A 23,180-nucleotide genomic window follows, 5' to 3' on the forward strand; every position below is an offset into this window, starting at 1 on the left:
TTATTACACTTTGTCCACTTTTAGAACCACCCTATAAAAAAACAGGGGCATTCGCTCAAAACGAATGCCCCTGTAAAAACTGTATTTTATTTGGATTCGATAATCTTTAGGATAATATCTTTGAGGATAGCAGGATTCCCCTGCCCCTTGGACTGACGCATACACTGACCGACCAGGAAGCCGATTACATTGGTTTTACCACCCTTGTAGTCATCTACGGTCTTAGGGTTAGCATCAATAATATCGTTTGCCAGCTTTTCGAGTACAGAAGTATCAGAAACCTGTGCGAGGCCCTTTTCATCCACCACTTCTTTCGGCTGTTTGTCCGAGAAGATGATTTCCTCCAGCACGGTTTTGCCCGCCGTGTTGGAAATGGTACCTTGGTCGATGAGTACGATCATGTCGGCAAGCTTCTTCGGGGTAAGCTTGCTTTCGGTAATTTCGATATTCTTCTCACGAAGAATGCGGGTGACATCGCCCAGCAGCCAATTTGAGATGAGCTTGGGCTGGCACATGCCGAGCTCAACGCATTCCTCAAAGAAGCGACCTGTACTCATGTTTTCCACCAGCAGGTTGGAATCAAAGTGAGGCAAGCTGTACTGCGCCATGTAGCGTTTAATCTTTTTATTGGGCAGCTCAGGCAGCTCGGCTTTCAGCTGATCCACAAACTCTTGCTCCAGCACGATAGTGAGAAGATCCGGCTCGGGAAAATAGCGGTAGTCGTGTGCATCCTCTTTGCTGCGAAGAAGCACGTTGCAGCCGTTCGGGTCATCCCAACGGCGGGTCTCCTGTGTAATTGTGCCGCCGTTTTCGAGAACCTCAATCTGACGTTTTGCCTCATACTCAATTGCACGCACCGCGCCGGAAAACGAGTTGACGTTTTTCATCTCAACGCGCGTACCAAATTCCTTTTGCCCCACGGGACGCACAGATACGTTAACGTCACAGCGAATCGAGCCCTCCTGCATTTTGCAGTCGGATATATCGATGTATTGCAGAATGGATTTGACGGTATCTAAGTAGGCCTTCGCCTCGGCTGAACTGCGAATATCCGGTTCAGAAACAATTTCGATAAGCGGAACACCGCAGCGGTTGAAGTCAACCAAGCTGCCCGCAAAGCTGTCATCATGAATCAGCTTGCCTGCGTCCTCCTCAATGTGGATACGAGTGACGCCGATGCGTTTGGTTGCGCCCGATTCATCGATAATGACATCAAGATAGCCATTTTCGCACAGTGGAATATCAAACTGGGATATTTGATATGCTTTGGGTAGGTCGGGGTAAAAATAATTTTTACGGTCTTGCTTGCAGATGCGGTTGATGCTGCAATTGGTCGCATGCCCCATTTTAACCGCATACTCCACAACCTTTTCGTTCAGTGTGGGCAGCGTACCGGGCATACCGAGACAGATGGGGCAGCAGTTGGAGTTGACCTCGCTGCCAAACTCGTTTCTACACCCGCAATATATTTTGGTTTTGGTCGAAAGCTCCGCATGAACCTCCAGACCAACAATAATCTCATATTCCATTTCAGTCACCTCCGATTACAGTGTGGGTATTGTATGAAAGCCGCCATAAATATTCTCATAGAAGCGTGCGGTTTTAAAAAGCAGCTGTTCAGAGAATTTGGGGCCGATGAGCTGCATACCAATAGGCAAGCCCTTTTCGTCACTGCCACAGGGAATGGACATTGCCGGAAGCCCCGCAATGTTAACGGTGACGGTACACATATCGCCCGCATACATCTTCAAGATATCGTTCACACGCTCACCGATTTTATAGGCGGTAGTGGGCGTTGTGGGGGTAATGATAACATCACAGTCCTTAAACGCTGCATCGTACTCCGCCATAATGCGCTGCTGCAAGCGCTTTGCGCGCTTATAGTATGCATCGTAGTAACCCGAGCTGAGCACAAAGGTGCCGAGCATAATGCGGCGTTTTACTTCGTTACCGAAGCCTTCACTGCGCGTTTTCTCGTACATATCGGTAAGGCCCGAAAAGTTTTCGGCGCGGTAGCCGTATTTGACGCCATCAAAGCGTGCCAAATTGGAGGAAGCCTCAGCAGAGGAAATGATGTAGTAAGCGGAAATGGCGAAATCGGTGGAAGCGAGCGATACCTCTTTGATAACAGCGCCCGCATTTTTCAGCTCATCAATCGCCTTGTAAACCGCTGTTTTGACACTTTCATCCACACCGTCACCAAAATATTCTTTCGGCACACCGATGCGCAGCCCACGTACATCGCCATCGAGCCCCTTTGTGAAGTCATTCTGCGAAAGGGAGACAGAGGTTGCGTCCATGTTATCTTTGCCGCAGATCGCGCTGTAAAGGGCTGCAACATCTTCAACCGAACGCCCCATGGGACCGATTTGGTCGAGCGAGGAAGCAAACGCTACCAAACCATATCGTGATACCGAGCCGTAAGTGGGTTTCAAGCCAACAAGTCCGCAAAATGCCGATGGCTGACGGATTGAACCGCCGGTGTCGGAACCAAGGGACAAGATGGCTTCACCCGCCGCAACGCTTGCAGCGGAACCGCCGGAAGAACCGCCGGGCACGCAGGAAAGATCGTAGGGGTTGGCGGTTTTCATAAAGGCGGAGTTCTCACACGAGCCGCCCATAGCGAATTCATCGAGGTTGGCCTTGCCCACCATGATAAAATCGTTTGCCTTTAGGCGTTCAATAACGGTTGCGTCGTACGGAGGTATAAAATCACCAAGAATTTTTGATGCACAGGTGGTTTTTACACCCTTCGTGCAGATATTATCTTTAATTGCGATGGGAATACCCGCAAGAGCAGGTAGCGTTTCACCCGCTGCAAGCTTTGTATCCACCTCGGCGGCTTTTTTCAGCGCCGAATCTTTTTCGGTTGTAAGATATGCCTTAACCTTGCCTTCGACAGCGTCTATTCTGTCAAAAACAGAGTTGGTAATTTCAACCGCGCTGCACTGTTTTTCACGCAGCATTTTTGCAAGCTCGGTTGCGGTTTTGCAATAAAGCTCCATTTGTCCGTTCTCTCCTATTCAACAGTCTTTGGTACAACCACGCAGCCTGCCTGTACAAGCGGTGCGTTGCTTAGCAGCTCCTCACGTTTTACAGAGGGGCGAATTTCATCCTTGCGAAGCTCCATAGGGTGTGCAGGGTCAACGTCTTTGTAATCATCTGCCATTTCGGGAATCTGCTCCACCATAGCAATGATGTCGTGCATCTCGCCTTCAAATTTTACAACTTCATCTTCGTCTATTTTGAGTCTGGCAAGCTTGGCAATATGCATAATATCAATTTTCATTTCTAACACCTCTTTTGTCTTACTATGAGCTACTGAAAGCCCTAATATAAATCAATCGATCAACTGTTTAAACTCATCCTCGGTGAGGATAGGAACGCCCAGCCCCTGAGCCTTCGTAAGTTTGCTTCCCGCATCCTCACCTGCAAGCACATAGCTGGTTTTTTTCGAGACCGACGAGGAGGTTTTTCCGCCAAGACTTTCGATCATTTGGGAAGCCTCGTCGCGGGTCATGGTGGGCAGAGTGCCGGTAAGAACAAAGGTAAGCCCTATCAGCTTATCGCCTGCCTTTGCAGTATCTGCCTGCATGTTCACCCCTGCTGCCTTTAGCCGCTCAATTAGATGCTGTGACTGCGGCTGTGCAAAAAACTCATGCACATACTGCGCCATAACAGCACCCATTCCGTCAATTGCAGAGATCTCCTCCTGCGAGGCAGCAGCGAGGGTATCCATATTGCCAAAGCGCTGCGCGAGCAGCTTTGCCGCTTTTTGACCAATGTTTTTAATACCAAGTGCAAAAATCAACTTACCCAGATCGTTGGATTTTGACCTTTCGATAGCAGAAATAAGATTGTTGGCGCTTTTTTCACCCATACGCTCAAGGCAAGCGACATCTTGTACGTTTAGCTCATATAGGTCGGCGGCGGACTTCACAATCCCCTCATTTACCAGAGATTCTACAATGGCAGGCCCAAGCCCGTCAATATCCATTGCATCGCGCGATGCAAAATGGATGAGGTTGCGCAGCAGCTGCGCAGGACAATCGGGGTTGACGCAAACCACCGCCGCTACGTCTTGCTCGCGGACGGTATGAGACCCGCACGCCGGGCAAACCGACGGAATCTGGTATACAGGCTCATTGCCGGCATGCTCTACAACCGATAACACCTCGGGTATAATCTCCCCTGCTTTACGTACCAGTACAGTGTCACCAATGGAGATACCTTTTTCGTTGATATAGTCCTGATTGTGCAGCGTTGCCCTGCTGACCGTTGTGCCCGCCAAAGTGATTGGCTCGAAGATTGCAGTTGGGGTAAGAACGCCTGTTCTGCCTACATTGATTTCGATTGCAAGCAGCTTTGTGGCTTTTTCTTCAGGCGGATATTTAAATGCCACCGCCCAGCGCGGATATTTTGCAGTGGCACCCAACCGTTCGCGGTCGGCAAGGTTGTCCACCTTTACAACAGCGCCATCGATATCAAAGCCAAAGGCATTGCGCTGCTCGCCGATGCGGTTAATTTCGGCGATAACGTCCTCGATATTCGTATAGCGCTGGTAGGATGGCGACACGGGAAAGCCAAGGCTTTTCATATAGTCAAGGCTTTCGCTGTGTGCGGTAATCTTTTTGCCCTGTATTTGTTGAAGATTAAAGACAAAGATATTCAGCTTGCGGGTGGCGGTGATTTTAGGGTTTTTCTGGCGCAAGCTGCCTGCCGCCGCATTGCGCGGGTTTTTAAATGGCTTTTCTTCGTTTAGCTCCTGTGCTTTTACAACCGCCTCAAAGCTTTCGTGCGGCATAAAAACCTCACCGCGAACTTCAACAAACGGCAGAGGTTCGGTTAATTTCAGGGGGATTGAGCGGATGGTGCGAAGATTGGCGGAGACATCCTCACCGACGAGCCCGTCACCGCGGGTGGAACCTCGCACAAATACACCGTCACGATACTCCAACGAAACAGAAAGCCCGTCTATTTTAGGTTCTACCACATAAGCCGGATTGAGGAGGCTATCTCGTACGCGTCTGTCAAAGTCGCGCAGCTGCTGCGCGCTGAATACGTCTTGCAAGCTGCCCATTTGAACCTCGTGTACAACACGCTCAAACTGACCCAGTGCCTTGCCGCCCACGCGCGAGGTTGGCGAGTTCGGATGATGCAGCTCGGGGTATTGTTCTTCCAGCTCGATTAGCTCATGCAGCAGTTTGTCGTACTCGTAATCCTCAATTTCGGGGTCATCCAACACGTAGTAGCGATTGCTGTGATATTCCAGTGTGGAGGTTAACTCCTCCACACGCTTTTTTGCTTCTTGCAGATTCATTGCGTAATTGCCTCCGTTCTTGTACAAGCAATACTGATACATTATAGCATATTCTTGGCAAAAACGATAGAACTAATTCTGCTAGAATTCGCAATTATTCGAGCGCGTTATCCGCACGATAATCGTTCAATTTCGAAATTGTGCTGCCGTTGTCACCTGTCACCTTTGTAAAAGCATCGGGCACAGTACCAACAATAATGGTTTCAGCAATGCACATATTGGTAGTAACCTCTGTATCCGCACTGTACCCCGGTATCAGAGCGTTAATATTGATCGAAATGCGCAGCATAATCTGGTGGCGGGTTTGATTGATGCCCGCAGAGTCAAATTGATTGATAATTTCACTTTGTACGTACCCCACATGCAAAATACGAAAGCCCATCAAGGGGCCTCGGCCTGTAAACATTTGCCCGCCAAACAGGGTACCCATCGGCACTTTAAGATCAGCTGTTTCCAACTTCTTTAGTTCCTGCGCAACCGAATTGGTGATTCCCACCTTAAGCCGGTTAAGTGCGAGCATATCTGTTTCAACGGCGGTAACCATACCGTCCGCAGAGGTGCTCAACTTCACCATAGAATCGTATGTTACTTTTTCTGCGTCCAACTCTTTTGCAACTGCATCGTTAATGGTTTGTATTGCATACAATCGAGCCTGATAAGCAGTCATAGTTTCCACGGAGGGACGCATTTTCATATCGATCAGCACAACCAGCAGCAAAACGGCGGTTATCACAATCATAATCTTTACCAGTTCTATTCTCCTATGCCTGCGTTTGTAGCTTTGCACCACTTTCCCTCCCTCTGCAAAAAATATCGGTGATATAGCATGATATTCAGAAAAGAAGAAAAAAGTGTATTTTGCGCAAAAAAGAACATCCTTTGAGATGTTCTTTTGTTTTCCGCATTAAATTTTATTCAACTGTTTTCCATAGCAGTTTGTTTTGGACAAAGTTCGCATCTAATCTCTTTTCGTCGTGCAGATACGATAAATAAGAGCGCACCGTGCTTCCCACAAGCACATACTGCCCAAAATCCATGTTCAGAGAATAGCGGTCAAAGATTTCTTTTAGAATATCTTCAAAGCATAACGGTGTTTTGCAAATTTCTAAAAGTACATCAATAATCTCGTAAACTTTATCGCGGTTAACCTGCACCAGCGGTCTGATATCCTCTGCCGCTTCTGCATGGGCGGGAACAAACAGCCTGCACTCCAATTGCTCCACCATATCCAAAGTGTTTAAAAACTCTCTTACGTCATAAATAAAGGATAAGTGGTATTTGCTGATGATGTTTTCACCGAATACACAGTCTCCAAGAAAGCAGACGTTATCCGAAGTGCGTATACCAATCATATCAAAGAAGTGCCCACCCAGCCGAATGTATTCCAACCCTTTCGGCAAAGCGGTTTCTACCGTGCCTGTTGGCGCACTTGGTTCTGCCATCAAAAATTTGTTGCGCAGCTCTTTGCACGGATACCCTCCATATAAAAACGATGGCTCCAAAACAGGATATTGAGCAAAGGCATTTTCAATGCCTGTAGAAATGATTTTACAGCCTGTCCGCTCTTGTAAAAGGCGGTTGCCGCCGACATGGTCAGCGTTTGAGTGAGTATTGACTATCGCAAGCAGCTCCCAGTTGTTTTCGTTTATTATTTTTAGCAGTTTTTTACCCGCTTCTTTGTCATTGCCGCTGTCAATTAAGTAAACACCATTTCCATCCGTGCGGTAAATTCCCATTTTCGCCGGACAATTGATGTAATAGGTTCGTTCCCCCGCTTGGATTAGTTCATACACAACTGCTCTCTCCTTTTACAAAAAATATCTATTTGCTTTTTATGATATCATAAAAAGCAACACACAAGAACAGACGCGCAGAAAACTGCGCGTCTGCCTGGGGTGCTATTTATTATTGTCGCTGTTGCGGATATCAACGCGCTTAATTTTGCCGCTGATGGTTTTGGGTAGTTCCGTTACAAATTCTACAATACGCGGGTATTTGTAAGGTGCAGTCTGCTTTTTCACATACTCCTGCAGCTCCTTAACCAACGCATCGGACGGCTGATAAGCCTTGGTGAGCACTATGGTAGCTTTCACCACCTGGCCGCGGACAGGATCGGGGGCACCGGTGACCGCGCATTCCAAAACTGCTGCATGCTCCATCAGCACGCTTTCAATTTCAAAGGGGCCAATGCGGTATCCGGATGCCTTAATGACATCATCGGTTCTGCCAACGTACCAAAAGAACCCGTCCTCATCCCTCCAAGCTGTGTCTCCGGTATGGTAGAGGTTATCATGCCACGCGTCATTCGTAAGCTTTTCGTTGCGGTAGTAGCCCATAAACAAACCGGGCTGTCTTACGCCGTCCCTCGTACGCAGGACGATTTCGCCGGTAACACCCGGCTCTACGCTGTTGCCGTTTTCATCCACAAGATCGACATGGTACATGGGGGATGGCTTACCCATAGAGCCTACTTTTGGTGTAGTGCCTACAAGGTTGTTAAGCACGAGAGTGGTTTCTGTCTGGCCAAAGCCCTCCATCAGTTTAAGCCCGGTATATTCCAGAAAACGGTTGTAAACCTCGGGGTTGAGCGCCTCGCCCGCGGTGGTGGCATACTTCAGGCACGAAAGATCGTAGCCCTCCATACCCTCTTTGATAAAGAAGCGGTACATGGTTGGCGGGGCACAAAAGGTTGTAATGCGATATTTTTCGATCATTGCCAAAATGTCACCGGGTACAAATTTGTTAAAGTCGTAGACAAATACCGTGGTGCCACAGATCCATTGACCATACAGCTTACCCCAAGCCGCTTTGCCCCAGCCTGTATCGGAGATTGAGAGATGGATGCCGTCGGGGTTGACATTATGCCAGTACTTTGCAGTGATGATGTGACCGAGTGAATAAGTGTGATCATGGATGACCATTTTTGGGTAGCCTGTAGTGCCGGAAGTGAAATACAGCAGCATTGGCTCGTGAGCCTCGGTTTCAACGCGCTCAAACTCTTCGGAAGCCTTCTCCACCTCATCGGTGAAATAATCCCAGCCTTCGCGCCTACCGTTGACAATAATTTTCGCACAAAGGCTCTTATACTCTTCGCATGCCATATCCACATGGTCAGCCACCTCGCCGTCAGCGGTACAAAGAATCGCCTTAACACCGGCAGCCTCAAAACGGTATTCAAAGTCTTTTTTCGTGAGCAGATTGGTCGCGGGAATTGCAACTGCTCCAAGCTTATGAAGAGCCAAAATGGTGAACCAAAACTCAAAATGGCGTTTGAGCACCAGCATAACCATATCACCCTTTTGCACACCGTGCGAACGCAGCATATTGGCGGTTTTATCGCTCATGCGCTTGAGGTCTGCAAAGGAGTAGGTATGCTCTTCGCCTGCTTCGTTGCACCAAATCATAGCTCGGCGGTTAGGCTGCAAGCGGGCAATTTCATCCATGACATCGTAAGCAAAGTTATAGTTCTGCTCATATTTTATTGAAAAATCACATAAAACGCCGCGTTTTGTAAATTTCTCATCACAAAAGCGTTCGTAAAAGTTTTCCATATCCATCGATTATTCCTCCTCCTTCAAAACCACCGCTAAAAACGTGCAGTCTTCACCGCCGGTTGCGATCATACCGTGCCCTTTTCCGGAATCGTAGTAGATGGCGTCGCCTTCATGCAAGATCTCAGTGTGACCTTCCATCGCGCATTTCAGCGAGCCTTTGAGCACCAAGTCGAACTCCTGCCCCTTGTGGTAGGAAAGATGGATCGGCTGGTTCTGTTCCTCTTCGCTATACGGTGCGGTAACCAGAAACGGCTCGGCAACTTTATCTTTAAACAGATACGCGAGGTGTTGGTAGGTAAAGCCCTTTCTGCGCTTGATGGGCAACCCCGTGCCTTTACGCACAATAGAGTAAAAAGAAAGCTTTGGCTTTTCTCCGGTGACAATCTCCATAAGGTCTACACCAAAAATCTTGGAGCATTCATACAGAAAGGTAAACGAAAAATCGTTTTCGCCGCTCTCCATATTACTGTATTCTTCTACAGAAACACCTGTTTTTTGTGCCATTTCCTCTACCGGAATTTCGAGAATATCCCTTAAGGTTCTAATGCGCTGCGCAATTTCTTGCAAACGTGCTTCCATTGTTATACCCCCTGTTTGAATTTTAATTTTTTAAACGCAAAAATAGCCCATCCCAAAATTGGGACGAGCTACTAAATAAACCCGTGGTACCACCCAAATTGCACAATTACTTGTGCACTCAGCAGAATTCTAACAAATTCCCGACCATAACGCAGTCATACGAGGTTACTCTACTCAAAATTTTTCAAGACCCAGCTCAAGAGTGATAAGTTTTACCTGCCATTACCGGACTCGCACCAACCGCCGGCTCTCTGAAAATGATGTACGACAAAACAATCTCTATCATCGCTTTTAAATGGTGTATTAAATTGTTGTTCCTATCATATTGCAATTCTCTGAAATTGTCAACCATTTTTTTCAGCGATAGAAAGAATATCTTCAACTTTGTCAATAACGGTATATGCCCCTGCTTTTTCCAGTTCCTCTTTTGTGCGATATCCCCACAAAACACCAATGCCCCTAACGTCTGCATTCTTTGCAACAAGCATATCTACATCTGAATCGCCGAAGTACAAAGTTTCGTCCTTCGAAAAGCCCGATTGTTCTATTACCATATTGACACAGGTTGGGTCCGGCTTATGAGGAATACCGTCGCGCTGGCCAAACACCTGCATAAAGTTGATTTTTGGGAAAAAGTCTTTTACCAGCTGCTGCGCAGGCTCATTTGGCTTATTGGTGACAACTGCAAGCGCATAGCCTTTATTTTGCAGCTCTTCCAGCACCTCGGAGATACCTGCAAAAGGCTTGGTGCTGTCGAGCATATGTTCGTTATAGTAAGCAACCTGCTCCGTTTTCAGCTGTGCAATTATTTCGGGGATACGGGCTTCTTCCGGTAAGGCGCGAGTAATTAACATCAGCACACCGTCACCCACAAAATAGTGATATGCTTTGGTGGGGTGTGTAGGGTAACCATGTCGTTCCAGCACCCAGTTGGTGGCGGCGGCAAGGTCGTGAATGGTATCGAGCAGAGTGCCGTCCAAATCAAATATCATCAGTTTCGTCATATTTAAAGTCCTCCCGATTGTTTTCTTCTATTACTACCCTACCCCATTTTCATGTAATTTGCAAGCGGCGTGCTACAGAAATTTCCTGTGCAAAAAACTATTATTTTTGTAAGTTTCAAGACTTTTTTCTGCAAATTTGATATAATAAAACAAGCATTTAGCCTTCGGGCTGAATATCGCTCGCAGCGCGATATTTGCCGTTTGGCAAATGTGTTTTATCACATCGGAAACGGTCTTTACGCAACTTAGCACGAAAATTTGCTCCTGGTGCAAGTAGAAACCTGCGTTTGAGACCGTTTTATGATACAATCGCTGCCTTGCAACTATTCTGTTTTATTTTAATACCTTTGGCTCGCCTTTTACAGGGCAACCGCCAAAACGATAATTATATTTATAAAAGCTACGTTTTTTATCATATAATGTTACTCGTATTTTCATACAAATAAAGGGGGTGCCGCTATGAAATCGAAGTTGTTTTCTAATAAGATTGAGCCTTCATGCAGCTACTGCAGCCATGGGGAGCTTTCAAAGGATAATTTAATGATTCTTTGTGAAAAAAAGGGGATTGTTGACCCATACTTTAAATGCAGGGCATTCCGTTATTCCCCGCTCAAACGTATTCCCAAAAAGCCAAACAAGCTGCCCGCCTTTGACAAAAGCGATTTTGAACTGTGATATAGGAGAGATAACATTGAAACCAAACATCAAACGTGCCTGTGCTCTGATGCTCGCCCTTGTTCTGGCAGCATCGCTTTTGCCGGTACCTGCCTTTGCGGTGTCTCCGCTGAAATACAGCACATCGGATAAGGTAAATGGACTTTACGTGGCAACAGGCCATAACATTGATTTTCCGTCTGCCCCCAATCTTTCAAAGAAAGATCAAAAACTTGAGCTGGACCGCATTGTAGCATTTGCCACACAGTACGGCTTTAATAATATTTTTTTTGAAGCTGTTACCGGCAGCGGAGCAATGTATCATTCCAAGGCATACGAATACAGTGAATACCTGACCACAAAAAAGACAAGCTTTCTTTTTAACTGGGATCGCCTTGACCCGCTTGATTATCTGGTAACGCAAGCCGCCAAGCATAATATTAAAGTTACCGCCGTGGTTGATCCGTTTTTGGTTGCGGATACCGGCAAGCTGCCTGCAAGCAAAAAGAATATTGCGGTAAAAAACAGCGAGTATGTGGTTTCTGCAAATGGCAAGCTGTATCTCAACCCCAGTGAGCCGTTTACGCAGGAGCTTGTGGTTTCCGCCGTAGGGGAGCTCGCCAAAAACTATGACTTAAATGGTATTCTGCTTAAAAACTATGCCTACCCTACTCCGGATTTTGAAATCCGCACTACACAGGAGGAAAAGATACAGCTTCTAACCAACCTAATCAGTAATATCCATAGCACGGTAAAGAGTGCGCGCCCCACCGTAAAGCTCGGTGTTATGACCGACAAGCCTTTTGACACGGAAGCTTTTAGCGGTTATGCAGACCACACAGCATGGGCACAGCAGAAGCTGCTGGACTTTGTGGTGCCGAATATTAATGCCCAAACCGATAGCGGTGGCTATGCCCTGCAGCTTGCCGGATGGAAGCAGTTTGCAGATGAAAACCAGGTTGCCCTTTATACCGGCAATGCCGCAAACCGCATTTTTTCACCCGTTGCCGACAATGGCTACTTTGACAGCGCGCAAGAGCTAAACCTGCAGCTTTTTGTGAACAATCAGAATGATGTAGACGGCTGTGTGATACACAGCTATTCGTCCATCAAGGATAACTTTTTTGATGTGGCGAGCAGCCTTTCCGCGGTATTTAACCCCTTAACCGCAGCCGAAGAACAGGCACATCTTACTGTCGATTTGAGTATTCCACAGGAATTTAACATCACACGCCCTATAAACAAGATTAATACAAGCTACAAAACCTACTATATTATGGGTACTTCCGACCCCAGCTTGTCCGTCACGATGAACGGGAATGAGGTGCCGCAGGCACCCGGAGGCACCTTTGGCACCCTGGTGAATCTGAATTTAGGTGAAAACAGTTTCCGTTTTGTACAGGGTGAAAAATCCCAAACGGTTACCATCTCCCGTTATGACCCTAATATGGTTTCGCCAAGTAAAATTTCCGAGATGCGACAGAGCAGTATCTTTCCGAAATATGATGAGGGAGTACGAGTCGGCGAAGAGTTTACCATCACCTGCACCGCACCTTCAGGTGCTTCGGTATCGGTTCAGGTAGATGGGCGCACCGTACCACTCAAACAATATGCGGCGGCCGCTACAGGGGTTCCTGCTGTTTTTTCAGCAAAGGTAACACTGCTCGGCAACTACCCTGCTGAGGAAACAACCCGCATTGGCAAGCTCACCTACGCCATGAGTTACGGCGGTAAAAACACAACCTATACATCGAGCGGGGAACTGCTGGCAGTTGGCAAAAACTCTAAGTTTGCGCTGGAAATTACCGATATGCGCGGAGATACCAGTTCCGTCAACGATACGAATCAATTCCGTGGCAAGATGATTACCTCAGTGGAAAAAGGTGCAACCGATTATATCGTAGAAAGCAGCGACGATTATTATAAGCTGAGCTGCGGCGGCTACATCCACAAGGAAGATGTCAAAGTGCTGGAGGGTAAAATTGACATCAATACTACTGTAAACAGTATAACCTTTACAGAGGATTCTATTGGCGAAACCTACACCATGCAGGCCAACGGAAAGCCATATTACATCTCAGAATACGGCGAAGATGCGCTGAAAATAAAGTTTTACAATACCACGCTAAACACAGGGCTATCGTTTAATTCACAGCCTAGCAAGCTGTTCGGTTCTGTGAAAGCCGAGTATGACAGTGCAGAGAATTCCACTACTGTAACGTTTGAAGTAAAAGATAACAAACGCCTTTGGGGTTACAATGTGGAGTTTGCCGATGATAGTGTTTTGATTCGTGCAAAGAACACACCAAAGCTTTCAGACAACCCTGCTAAGCCACTGGAGGGTGTCACCATTATTGTGGACGCAGGGCATGGCGGCAACGACCCCGGCGCGCTTGGGGTTGCGGGGCAAACCGGCCCTACTGAGAGCCAGCTTAACTATATGAATGCATATGCCGCGTACCTGAGACTAAAAGCGATGGGGGCTACCGTTCATATGACCCAGACAAACGATGAACGTTTGAGCTACGAGCAGCGAATGGACATTGCACGTGATCTACGCGCTGACTTCTACCTGTCGTTTCACCTTAACTCTACGGCAGAAAGCACCGACAGTACCAATGCAAAGGGCATTGAGATTTACTACAACGAAGAATTGGCCATTCCGTTTGGCGAAGCTATTTCCGATAAGCTCAGCAAAGCCACCGGGCGTAGGAACCGCGGTGTTCTGCCTGCCACCTTCCGTGTTACGCAAATGACGCACACGCCCTCTTTGCTTTGTGAGCTCGGCTATATGGTAAGCCCTGAGGAGTATGAGCAGCTTTGCGACCCCCTCAATATTTACAAAGCTGCACTGGGGATTTCAGACGGAATCGTTCAGGCAATCCGTCAGGCAAATGCACCTATTCAGAATGCAGCACCAACTACCAAACAATAGCATAAATCAGAAAAGCCCGCCATATGGCGGGCTTTTCTGATTTATACATTGGTGAGGGTTAGGATAGGCTTTTTGTTAGGGAACAGCCACTTGCCCTTGTGCCACAGCACAGATTGCATCAATTGCGTCATCAAGCTTAATGACACCATCGCCAATCGCTAGCTGCCTGCACAAACGGCTGATATATGGCTGCTTCAACATTGCTTCTTTCAGGGCCTCCATGTTCCAAAAAATTTCTTGTGGGCTACCCGAAACAACAACTTTTTTATTTGCCATAACGATTACACGCTTGAAATTCTGCACTACAAACTCCATATCGTGGGTAATGGTGATGACGGTCTTTCCGCTTTCATGAAGTGTTTTCAGAATGGACGAAAGACGTCTTGTTCCCGTCAAATCTTGCCCTGCCGTAGGTTCATCAAAAATCATAACCTCATCATCCATAGCGATAATGGAAGCAATGGTGACAAACTTACGCACGGAAAGCGGCAGATTGTAAGGGTTCTCATCCTTAAATTGCGTCAAGCCCGTCAGCTCTAGAGCGTAATCAATGAGCTTATTTTTCTTTTCCTCGTCAAACTTTAGGGTTTTCGGGCCAAACTCAACCTCCGACAATACAGTGGAGTGAAAGATCTGATCGTCCGGGTTTTGAAAAACATACCCTACTACCCGAGAAACCTGCGCAGTAGTATGATCTTTTGTGTTCATATCACCGATTAGCACATCGCCTTTGGTGGGTTTGTGCAAGCCATTGAGCATTTTAACAGTTGTTGTTTTGCCTGCACCGTTCTGCCCGACAATGGCTACGTTCTCACCCTTTTCAATTTCCAAACTGATGTTGTCGACCGCCAAAAACCCACCGGGATATTCAAAGCTTACATCTTTAAGCGATATATATGCCATTGTTACGCCTCCCTGCTTATCAACTTGCCGATAACATCTTTCGCCTGCTGTTCGGTAATGGGGATATAGTCAAGCTTTAACCCGCGTTGGATTAGTTTATCGCCCAAAATTGCCATTTGCGGCAGCTGTACCCCATGCTCCATTAAAGAAATATCCGTCAGCACATCCTGTTTAGCGCCGCTTCGGATGAGCTCCCCATTGCTGAATACAAAGACCTCATCGGCATATTCGGCGATTAGGTCAACCTTATGCTCAACAAGAATGACGGTTTTTTTCGCTTCTTTCATAGCAGCAATAATTTCAAAAACGCTTTCGGTTCCTTCCGGGTCAAGCTGTGAGGTCGGCTCGTCAATTACAATGATGTCGGGTTCCAGCACAATAATAGAAGCCAGTGCAGCCCTCTGTTGCTGCCCGCCGGAAAGCTCAAACGGGTTTTTCTCGGCAAGATGCTCGATTTTCGTCAGCTTCATAACCGCATTGACACGCGCTTCGATCTCATCGACCGGGACTCCGAAATTTTCGAGCCCAAATGCAACCTCTTCAAACACCGTCTCTTTTACGCCCGAAATTTGATTAAACGGGTTTTGAAAAACATATCCGATGCGAAGCGCTAAATCTCCCTCGCTGTATTCTACGGTCGGCTTTCCATCAATCAGAACCTGCCCCTCCAGCTCGCCTTTAAAAAAGCTGGGAGCAAACCCGCGGATTAAGCTGCAAAGTGTAGTTTTGCCCGAACCGTTTTCGCCGATTATTCCGTAAAATTTACCTTGCTCAATAGCAAAGTTCACATTTTTTATGGCGGGTACGGTCGTCAATGGATAACTGTAGGTAACATCCTTGAACTCAATTACAACACCCACATCAGCACCCTCCAGACAATTACTAAAGTCGTTATAATAATCGCAACGATAATTGCTTTTTTCTCGTTGCCGCTTGGTGTCACATCAAAAATATGTGTCTTTTGACACTGCACCGAAAACCCTTTGGACTCCAGCGTTAACACCCGTTCCTCCGTATTTGAAATTGAGCCTAAGATGAGAGGAATCATAGATGGAATAAACGCTTTTGTACGAACCAGCAGATTCCCTTGTGTTTCTACACCGCGCGCCTGCTGTGCATTCATAATCACCTTGGAGTTTTGCTGCAGTACGGTAATCATTTGCAGTGTGGAAAGTAGAACATAAGCCGCTTTGGGAGACATTCCCTTCTTTTCACAGGCGCAAATCAGTTCTTTATTTTCGGTACACTGGAAAAACCATGCAAAAATACCGCCGATGTTAAAGATTGTAAACATTAGGTTGAGCCCTGTCTGAAGCCCAATTTTATAAACCGTAAGGTCAAACAGGCCAAAAACACTCATGCTCCACACAATTTCGTTACCCTTTACGAGCAGTGCTTGAACAACCACGATAAATACACAAAGAAAAACAATTTTTTTGAATACGGTAATAAATTTATTCCAAATGCCAGTAGCTAATACAATTATCGGAACAACAATGAATGCACCCATCATATACACCGGATATCCATCGACTTTAACTGTACCCAGTATCATACTGCAAACAGAGTACAAAGCCAAAATCCATAGTTTTGCAAACGGATATAAGTCGGCTATTGCATTGTTTTTATGTATCCGGAGCTTCTCTTGCCACATATCTGAAGCACTCCTTTTCATTTTTCGGTAATTCCGCCCTCCATTGCCAGAGGGCGGAATCTGGCATTTTATTAGATTTCTTCTAAAATTAGTATTTTCGGAACTCCCTAGCCTACTTTACTCTCTTTTGCTTTTTTAATGTAATGTTCACCGCAGGAGAATTTGATCAGTGTTCTGGCAGGAATAACGCGTATAATGAGATAAGTTATGACGAAAGAGATGATACGGTCGGTAACTGTGAAAACAAGCTCGGTGGAGAATACAGCTTTCCAGATATTGGAGCCTGTCGCCATCAAGGTTGCTGTAATCAGCGAGGTGCCGGAAGCCGTAACACCGCCAAAGGCGAGTACAACGATTGGTGCCGCAATAATGAGAGAGGTAATTGCCATTAAGAACATAGAGATAAGCCATTTCCACCACACAGAAAAACCATTCCATCTTGCGCAGAAACCCGTTACGATACCGACGGATACGTTGACGATTGCAAATATAAAGAAGGTGGGGTTGGAGATGCCGAGAACCAGATTGGTAACCAGGCCCGCAAGACCGCCTACCCACGGCCCACACAGCATTGCAACCAAAATGGTGCCGATGCAATCGAGATACAGGGGAATTTTCAGTGCCACTGCAAGCTGCCCGCCGACGAAGTTAACAGCAACTGCAATAGGGATGAGAAGCAGGGCAAGCATGCTAAAGTCCGACTGAAACGAGTACTTTTTCTTTTCTGACATGGTAGTTCCTCCTCATAATCCTTTAATTTTTAAAGGTTCTATTGATAAATACAGCAATTTTGCATTTATATAGCTGGCAACTTGCTGCATTTACTAGACACACAAAGCCTTTCTATCTTTCTGTTTTTTGCTCTTCACCAATTGTATTATGCCGAGACGCTTTGCCTCCAAGAACAACTAAGCCCGCAAGTATCACCATTATAACAGAGATTGCAGTATAGACTACGGTGATAGACGCTGCCCTTGAGACTGCACCGATGATAGGCTGTGCTATGGTTCCACCCAACCCGCACGAAAAAACCATTAGAGAGAATGCCGCTGCTGAGTTCTTGGGAAACAGCCTGCCGCCCAGCGTGCTGATGCTTGGATATACCGGCGCAAGTGCAATTCCGATAATCAACACACCGAACAGTTTGAGCAAGGGGCTTGGCAACACCAGCAGAACGATAATTCCGACACTGCAAAGTAGAAAGCATAGCTTTAAGAAATTGCTCTGATTATAAATTCTTGAGCCCAATACCCTGCCCGGAATGCTGGCAAACCAGTACAGCGACAAACCAAATGCACCTAAACTTACAGCCCCCAGTAAGTCAAAGTAATTCACCAGCCAGTAGGTAACCGCCGTTTCGCAGCCAATGGCTATCATCAGTATCAGCATATAAAGGAACATTGCGGGGTTGCGCGCAAGCTTAAAGATGGTAAGCCCGCCACTCGCGCCTTTACTGCTCTTCACAGAGAAACTATCGATAGAGCGGGAGCACAGGAACACGATTGCAAGAATACCCATAAACAACCACATAACACTGTACACCACTTTGTAGCTGACTACTGTGAGCAGACGGTCGATTACAATAGGCCCAAAAACCGCACCGATGCTGAATACTGCCTGGGTAAGGTTCATATGCTTATTGGTTTCCTCCCCGTTGTAGTCTCCGATGAGAGAGAACATTACACCTTCCAAACCGCCTGAGCCGCAGCCAAAAAGAAAGAAGGATAGCACCGACATTTTTAGGTTTCCCGAAAGGGCGATGAACAAGGCCCCGATGGAATAAGATATTGCAGCAATTATAACACCGAACCGTTTTCCAATCCGTTCGGACAGCTCGCCCAGAAGCAGTACCATTAGCATAGACCCGACATAAAGTGCGCTGATGATCATGCTAAGCTGTATTTCTGTTGCGCCGAAAGATGCACTGACGTAATGTACCATCAATTGGTTTCCGGCGAAAAAGCAGCCCATAAAAAGGAACAAGACGTAAGTAAACGGGTTGAAACAGTTTTTCATTTTCACTGTACTATTAATCTCCCTTTTGAATATTGCTGTACATTAGCGTTGTGATTCACAAAGCGTTCTGTACAGGTATTCCTTAAATCTTTCACCAATCAGGGCACTGCACACTGCTGCGTTTGGCTTATTGGGCATATCATGACAGCGGTCAACCAGAACCGCACCGTAGCTGATGCCTTTTGAGATGTCTACATCACAATAGTAATCGTCGCATTCTCGAATGCATTCAGGATAAAGAATCGCCGCCATTGCTGCCGGGTCTGCCATATCCAAAACAGGCTCACCAAAACGCTTTGTATTCAGCTCCATCAGCTGGCGGTTACAGTCGATCGAAAATCTTCCAAGATCGCTGCCTGTACGAATTTTTTCAATATCGTCTTTGTGGAGCATAGCCTCACCAAGACAGGCATCCCACCCCACAAACAACAGCGGAACACCAAAGTCCAAAACGATTTTTGCAGACTCGGCATCCTGCCAGATGTTGAACTCTGCCACAGGTGAGACATTTCCGTAGCCCAGACCGGCACTGCCCATCATCGAAATGCGTTTTACTTTTCTCATCGCGTCGGGGTCAAGCATCATCGCGACTGCAATATTGGTCAAGGTGCCAAGTGTAATAATTTCTATCTCACCAGCTTCAGAATCGCGAAGTGCATCAAGTATTTTCAGCACACCATTGCCTTCGGCTATTGAAAGTTTTTTTACCTTTAGCCCAATATCGCCCATACCGTCTTTTCCGTGGGTTTCGTAAGCAAAAACCGATTCACGCAGGAGCGGTTTTTGGCAGCCAAGGTAAACAGACGGTTCATAGCTGCCTGAATGTTCAATGGTAATAAGAGTATTGATGGCAGCCTGCTCTGCCGATACATTTCCGTGTACGGTTGTAAAAAAGAGTATTTCGACGCTGGGATCATTGAGTGCCATCGCTATTGCCATAGCATCATCTGAACCACAATCTGTATCTATAATAATTTTTCGTTTATCCATTTGTACACCATCTTCCAATTGTTTTGTTTTATCTTGCTGCCTTTTCCTTATCCGCTTTAATCAAGTTGCGAAGCGCTTGAATCGCAACATCGATTGCGATTTCGGTGTCGGACGAACGAGGATTGTCAAGCCCTGCTTTCTCTCTCTCCTGATTTCCGCAGACCAACAAAACCGAGCCAACGCGCACTCTGAGGCAGCTGCCGACAATAAACAGTGTCGCTGATTCCATTTCAGAGGTGAGCGCACCGCCTTTTACCCATGCCTGCCATTTGTTCATCAGCTCATAACCAATGGGTTTTACTTCCGGTTCGTGCTGCCCGTAATAAGAATCTTTGCACTCAACAACGCCTACGTGATAGGTTTTTCCCTGCTGCTCGGCAGCTTTGACAAGTGCGTTTACCACTTCATGGTTTGCAACAGCGGGGAATTCAACAGGTATGTACTCCTTGCCGGTACCATCCATACGGATAGCCCCGGAAGCTACAACAACATCGCCACCTTTAACCTCCATTGCCATACCACCCGAGGTGCCGATTCTCACAAAAGTATCTGCGCCGACTCTCACCAGTTCTTCCATAGCAATTGCGGCGGATGGGCCGCCAATGCCGGTGGAGGTGACACTAACTTTTTCACCGTCCAGGTAGCCGGTATAGGTGACATATTCGCGATTGTCTGCCACAAAAACGGCATGATCAAAATGTTTCGCAATCTTTTCGCAGCGTTTGGGATCCCCCGGTAGAATGACATACTTGCCTACATCCCCTGCTTTTAAATGGACATGATACTGAAGTTCTTCGTTATGATGATCGCTCATAATAAATCGCCCCTTACCCCAAAAATGATTTTATGTCTGATGCTCCTATGCTTCTTGCGGAGGTAGGCTTTGTGCCGTTTCAAACATCGTAATAATATTTTCTACCGGTGTGTCTGCCTGAATATAATGGGCACTGGTTAAGATATAGCCCCCGCCTTTTCCCAACGCCTTGGTTACACGCTTTACTGCCTCTTCAACGTCCTGCTTTGTGCCCTTTGGCAGAGTAAACTGGATATCAATTCCGCCGTGGAAGCAAAGCCTGTCCCCATAGTTTTTCTTAATCTTGTCCATATCCATACCGGCCGCGTTGGGCTGTATTGGGTTGAGAACATCGATGGGGAGCTCTGCCAAATCCTCAATCATATCGTAAATTGCACCGCAGGAGTGATACATCACGGTTTTTCCATAGCTTTTGATAACCCGATTGAGCTGCTGATGGTAAGGCCTAACGAATTCGGCCCACATCGCTTTGGACATCAGCAAGGTGTTTTGCGCCGCTATGTCGTCGTAGGTATAGACCATGTCGTATTTTTCACCAGCGTTATCCATGGTACGGCGAACATATTCGCAGTAGAAATCGGTCAACCGACCTATGATATCATGTGCAATTTCCGGTTCCAGCACCATGTCCATCATAAACTGTTCATACCCTCTAAGTGCCCATGCCAGCTCAAACAATCCGCCTGTTTCAACCTTTATGTAGTAGGTTTTATGCGCGTCACCAATTTTGTTTGAGAGCGCTTTAAAATCCCAGTTGTCGATATTGGGCCACTTATCGTACTTTTCGAGATCTTCTACTGTTTCGGCAAAACCCAGCGGAGAACTTGCATATTCCTCATACTCACAAAACTCATTTTTAACAACGCGCCTATGAACACCCATGGCATCAAAATAACTGTTGTCTTGCATCTTTACAAGTTCCGGGCCAATATAATCCGGTTGAAATTGGCGGACATCGATGCTGAGGTTTTTGAGAATTTGCTCCTCACTGTCTGTACAAAAATAACACTTCAGCTTCTCCCACACCTCGGGCACCGCCCAAAAGTCGAGCGGAACGCGATCTGTAACCTGATGTGCCAGTGCTGCCAGTACCCTTTCTCTGGGTAACATTGCTCTCATTAGCCTACACTCCTTTTTCGCTTGTTGTATGTAAAAGTGAAACGTTAACAAAATCTGATTCGCATGAAGTGACAGTCGGCAAGGTACTCTAAAGCAAAACACAACTGAAAGCTTACGGTAAATACCTGTAAATTTATATCGCATTATTTTTCTTACGACATTATTTCGACACAATTCGCTATTTCGTTGTTATTTTTAATACAATTTAGTATGTACATGTAAAATTAATGTTCAATTTGTATTGGTTTTCTTCATTATATGTATAAACTATAAACAAGTCAATAGTTATTGAAAAAAATTTCAAGTAATTATTAATTTTTTACATTTTTTTGCTATTAGACTATATGCAAATTGCAATCGGTTTGTTATAATAAAAACAAATTGAGATTTATGGCTGCTTTGTTCAATAAAGATCGGCAAAAGGAGGCACACTGCTTTTGAAAAAAGAAAATCTTAAACGGATGATTGATATCTCAAAAATGTACTATGAGCAAAATTTGAACCAAGAGGAAATTGCGAGGCGCATCAATACCTCTGTTGCCCAGATTTCAAGAATCATCAGCAATGCTAAAAAAGACGGATACATCAAAATTTCTGTAATTGACCCGTTTGAAGAAGGAAATGATTTGCGCGATAAAGTGCTCTCCTACTTTCATTTAAAAGATGTTCGGATTGTTGAAAGCCGCGATGAGGACCAACGGATTACTGAGAAAAATGTCGCACAGGCCGGAGCAGATTTTCTGCTCGAGATTGTGCAGGCGAATGATATTGTGGGCTTCGCCTTCAGCGATTTGATGTCCAAAATTCCAAGCCTACTGCCCGTTCGGCACATTGAAAATCTTGCCTTTGTGCAGCTAAACGGTGCACTAACCGAGCATGTAAAGGGCTTTCAGTACGATACCATCCGGCAGACAGCCGGCAAATTGGATGCGTTTTACTACTACTTCCCCGCCCCTGCTGTTGTCAACAACCGCTATGTAAAAGACGCGCTGCATCAGGATTCCAGTATTCAATGGGTTATTGAAACAGCAAAAAAAGCTAATATTGCAATGTACAGTATTGGCGCACCTTCAGAGAGCAATATCTATGTTACCAGCGGTTATTTTAGCCACGATGAAATCAGAAAAATTCGTGAAGGTGGTGCCGTAGGCGAAATTTTCGGGCATTTTCTCAATCGCGAGGGTAAAATTAACGACCCCTTGTTGGAGGCGCGTATTCTCGGCATGGATATTTCAGAACTGTGTACCAAAGATTTTTCGGTTTGTGTGGCTGCCGGTGAGCATTTGGCTGAGGCAATTTATGCCGCATTGCAAGGCAATTACTGCAATGTATTAATTACCGATGCGCGTACCGCCAAAAAGCTATTAGCTATAAAAGATCTGCAAACCTTTTATGGCCGCTGAGTACTTGAAAATGCATGCTATTTTAGCAAGAAGCAGGGAGTAAATCTCTGCTTCTTGCTTTTGCCGCAATTAATTCACCCGTTCTGAAGAATGGTTCGTTAAGTTCCTACTACCTGTTTGGCAACAAAGAAGCTATAATATAAAAAATAGGGTAAAATATTTTTAAAATTTGAAGACTATACGCTCTGCACGTCGTTATATTAACTGTACGACGTATGAAGGTGGTGAACACGAG

20 protein-coding genes and 1 other annotated feature are annotated in these 23,180 nt (G+C 46.1%); of the genes, 3 read left to right on the forward strand and 17 right to left on the reverse strand.

What is annotated here, in order from left to right; all coding sequences use genetic code 11:
* Positions 1-86: 86 nt before the first annotated feature.
* The 9 genes from gatB to RTV33_RS04275 form a co-directional block, all read right to left on the reverse strand.
* The gene (gene gatB / locus RTV33_RS04235; RefSeq protein ID WP_312641888.1) at positions 87-1,529 is read right to left on the reverse strand and encodes an Asp-tRNA(Asn)/Glu-tRNA(Gln) amidotransferase subunit GatB; all 1,443 of its coding nucleotides are present in this window, start codon (positions 1,527-1,529) and stop codon (positions 87-89) included.
* Between the two features lie 15 nt (positions 1,530-1,544).
* On the reverse strand, positions 1,545-3,005 hold the full coding sequence (gene gatA, locus RTV33_RS04240) for an Asp-tRNA(Asn)/Glu-tRNA(Gln) amidotransferase subunit GatA (protein ID WP_312641890.1): 1,461 nt from the start codon (positions 3,003-3,005) through the stop codon (positions 1,545-1,547).
* Positions 3,006-3,019: 14 nt separating this feature from the next.
* The gene (gene gatC, locus RTV33_RS04245; RefSeq protein WP_312641892.1) at positions 3,020-3,289 is read right to left on the reverse strand and encodes an Asp-tRNA(Asn)/Glu-tRNA(Gln) amidotransferase subunit GatC; all 270 of its coding nucleotides are present in this window, start codon (positions 3,287-3,289) and stop codon (positions 3,020-3,022) included.
* A 51-nt stretch (positions 3,290-3,340) separates the two neighbouring features.
* Positions 3,341-5,320: an NAD-dependent DNA ligase LigA gene (ligA, locus tag RTV33_RS04250; RefSeq protein WP_312641893.1), complete on the reverse strand. Its 1,980-nt coding sequence runs from the start codon at positions 5,318-5,320 to the stop codon at positions 3,341-3,343.
* Positions 5,321-5,414: 94 nt separating this feature from the next.
* Positions 5,415-6,107 (reverse strand): sporulation protein YunB, encoded by a 693-nt coding sequence (yunB, locus tag RTV33_RS04255; protein WP_312641895.1) that lies wholly within the window; start codon positions 6,105-6,107, stop codon positions 5,415-5,417.
* Positions 6,108-6,231: 124 nt separating this feature from the next.
* Complete coding sequence (locus tag RTV33_RS04260; RefSeq protein WP_312641897.1) at positions 6,232-7,113, reverse strand: MBL fold metallo-hydrolase; 882 nt, start codon at positions 7,111-7,113, stop codon at positions 6,232-6,234.
* A 105-nt stretch (positions 7,114-7,218) separates the two neighbouring features.
* Positions 7,219-8,871 (reverse strand): AMP-binding protein, encoded by a 1,653-nt coding sequence (locus tag RTV33_RS04265; RefSeq protein WP_396327218.1) that lies wholly within the window; start codon positions 8,869-8,871, stop codon positions 7,219-7,221.
* Positions 8,872-8,880: 9 nt separating this feature from the next.
* Positions 8,881-9,453, reverse strand: coding sequence for an XRE family transcriptional regulator (locus tag RTV33_RS04270; RefSeq protein WP_312641900.1), 573 nt, complete (start codon positions 9,451-9,453; stop codon positions 8,881-8,883).
* 56 nt (positions 9,454-9,509) lie between these two features.
* Positions 9,510-9,748: a binding site (T-box leader), on the reverse strand.
* Positions 9,749-9,797: 49 nt separating this feature from the next.
* Complete coding sequence (locus RTV33_RS04275; protein WP_312641902.1) at positions 9,798-10,457, reverse strand: HAD family hydrolase; 660 nt, start codon at positions 10,455-10,457, stop codon at positions 9,798-9,800.
* Positions 10,458-10,916: 459 nt separating this feature from the next.
* Between RTV33_RS04275 and RTV33_RS04280 the strand changes: the two genes are divergently transcribed.
* Both RTV33_RS04280 and RTV33_RS04285 read left to right on the forward strand, forming a co-directional pair.
* Positions 10,917-11,132: a hypothetical protein gene (locus tag RTV33_RS04280; protein WP_312641904.1), complete on the forward strand. Its 216-nt coding sequence runs from the start codon at positions 10,917-10,919 to the stop codon at positions 11,130-11,132.
* Positions 11,133-11,148: 16 nt separating this feature from the next.
* Positions 11,149-14,046 (forward strand): N-acetylmuramoyl-L-alanine amidase, encoded by a 2,898-nt coding sequence (locus tag RTV33_RS04285; RefSeq protein ID WP_312641906.1) that lies wholly within the window; start codon positions 11,149-11,151, stop codon positions 14,044-14,046.
* Positions 14,047-14,121: 75 nt separating this feature from the next.
* On the opposite strand, the gene RTV33_RS04290 is transcribed toward RTV33_RS04285, so the two are convergent.
* From RTV33_RS04290 to RTV33_RS04325, 8 genes are all read right to left on the reverse strand, one after another.
* The gene (locus tag RTV33_RS04290) at positions 14,122-14,949 is read right to left on the reverse strand and encodes an ABC transporter ATP-binding protein (RefSeq protein ID WP_312641908.1); all 828 of its coding nucleotides are present in this window, start codon (positions 14,947-14,949) and stop codon (positions 14,122-14,124) included.
* Positions 14,950-14,951: 2 nt separating this feature from the next.
* On the reverse strand, positions 14,952-15,809 hold the full coding sequence (locus RTV33_RS04295; protein WP_312641910.1) for an ABC transporter ATP-binding protein: 858 nt from the start codon (positions 15,807-15,809) through the stop codon (positions 14,952-14,954).
* The gene (locus RTV33_RS04300; RefSeq protein WP_312641912.1) at positions 15,797-16,603 is read right to left on the reverse strand and encodes an energy-coupling factor transporter transmembrane component T; all 807 of its coding nucleotides are present in this window, start codon (positions 16,601-16,603) and stop codon (positions 15,797-15,799) included. Before RTV33_RS04300 ends, RTV33_RS04295 begins: the two co-directional genes overlap by 13 nt.
* Positions 16,604-16,710: 107 nt before the next feature.
* Positions 16,711-17,334, reverse strand: coding sequence for an ECF transporter S component (locus RTV33_RS04305; RefSeq protein ID WP_312641914.1), 624 nt, complete (start codon positions 17,332-17,334; stop codon positions 16,711-16,713).
* 112 nt (positions 17,335-17,446) lie between these two features.
* Entirely contained in the window at positions 17,447-18,619 is a 1,173-nt protein-coding gene (locus RTV33_RS04310; protein ID WP_312641998.1) for an MFS transporter, read from the reverse strand.
* 42 nt (positions 18,620-18,661) lie between these two features.
* A complete protein-coding gene (locus RTV33_RS04315; RefSeq protein ID WP_312641916.1) occupies positions 18,662-19,609 on the reverse strand; it encodes a nucleoside hydrolase in 948 nt (315 codons plus the stop codon).
* A gap of 28 nt (positions 19,610-19,637) precedes the next feature.
* Positions 19,638-20,423 carry a uridine phosphorylase gene (udp, locus tag RTV33_RS04320; protein WP_312641918.1) on the reverse strand — a complete coding sequence of 262 codons (786 nt, stop codon included), beginning with the start codon at positions 20,421-20,423 and terminating at the stop codon, positions 19,638-19,640.
* A 45-nt stretch (positions 20,424-20,468) separates the two neighbouring features.
* Positions 20,469-21,542, reverse strand: coding sequence for a uroporphyrinogen decarboxylase family protein (locus tag RTV33_RS04325; protein ID WP_312641920.1), 1,074 nt, complete (start codon positions 21,540-21,542; stop codon positions 20,469-20,471).
* A gap of 437 nt (positions 21,543-21,979) precedes the next feature.
* Between RTV33_RS04325 and RTV33_RS04330 the strand changes: the two genes are divergently transcribed.
* The gene (locus tag RTV33_RS04330; protein WP_312641922.1) at positions 21,980-22,945 is read left to right on the forward strand and encodes a sugar-binding domain-containing protein; all 966 of its coding nucleotides are present in this window, start codon (positions 21,980-21,982) and stop codon (positions 22,943-22,945) included.
* Positions 22,946-23,180: the final 235 nt, after the last annotated feature.

The organism is Hydrogenoanaerobacterium sp., assembly GCF_032017025.1.
Taxonomy (GTDB): Bacteria; Bacillota; Clostridia; order Oscillospirales; family Ruminococcaceae; genus Hydrogenoanaerobacterium.

Coding starts and splice junctions, on each gene's coding strand:
- gatB (WP_312641888.1), bottom strand. CDS start 1,529: ATGGAATATGAGATTATTGTTGGTCTGGAGGTTCATGCGGAGCTTTCG.
- gatA (WP_312641890.1), bottom strand. CDS start 3,005: ATGGAGCTTTATTGCAAAACCGCAACCGAGCTTGCAAAAATGCTGCGT.
- gatC (WP_312641892.1), bottom strand. CDS start 3,289: ATGAAAATTGATATTATGCATATTGCCAAGCTTGCCAGACTCAAAATA.
- ligA (WP_312641893.1), bottom strand. CDS start 5,320: ATGAATCTGCAAGAAGCAAAAAAGCGTGTGGAGGAGTTAACCTCCACA.
- RTV33_RS04265 (WP_396327218.1), bottom strand. CDS start 8,871: ATGGAAAACTTTTACGAACGCTTTTGTGATGAGAAATTTACAAAACGC.
- RTV33_RS04270 (WP_312641900.1), bottom strand. CDS start 9,453: ATGGAAGCACGTTTGCAAGAAATTGCGCAGCGCATTAGAACCTTAAGG.
- RTV33_RS04275 (WP_312641902.1), bottom strand. CDS start 10,457: ATGACGAAACTGATGATATTTGATTTGGACGGCACTCTGCTCGATACC.
- RTV33_RS04280 (WP_312641904.1), top strand. CDS start 10,917: ATGAAATCGAAGTTGTTTTCTAATAAGATTGAGCCTTCATGCAGCTAC.
- RTV33_RS04290 (WP_312641908.1), bottom strand. CDS start 14,949: ATGGCATATATATCGCTTAAAGATGTAAGCTTTGAATATCCCGGTGGG.
- RTV33_RS04300 (WP_312641912.1), bottom strand. CDS start 16,603: ATGTGGCAAGAGAAGCTCCGGATACATAAAAACAATGCAATAGCCGAC.
- RTV33_RS04305 (WP_312641914.1), bottom strand. CDS start 17,334: ATGTCAGAAAAGAAAAAGTACTCGTTTCAGTCGGACTTTAGCATGCTT.
- RTV33_RS04310 (WP_312641998.1), bottom strand. CDS start 18,619: ATGAAAAACTGTTTCAACCCGTTTACTTACGTCTTGTTCCTTTTTATG.
- RTV33_RS04315 (WP_312641916.1), bottom strand. CDS start 19,609: ATGGATAAACGAAAAATTATTATAGATACAGATTGTGGTTCAGATGAT.
- udp (WP_312641918.1), bottom strand. CDS start 20,423: ATGAGCGATCATCATAACGAAGAACTTCAGTATCATGTCCATTTAAAA.
- RTV33_RS04325 (WP_312641920.1), bottom strand. CDS start 21,542: ATGAGAGCAATGTTACCCAGAGAAAGGGTACTGGCAGCACTGGCACAT.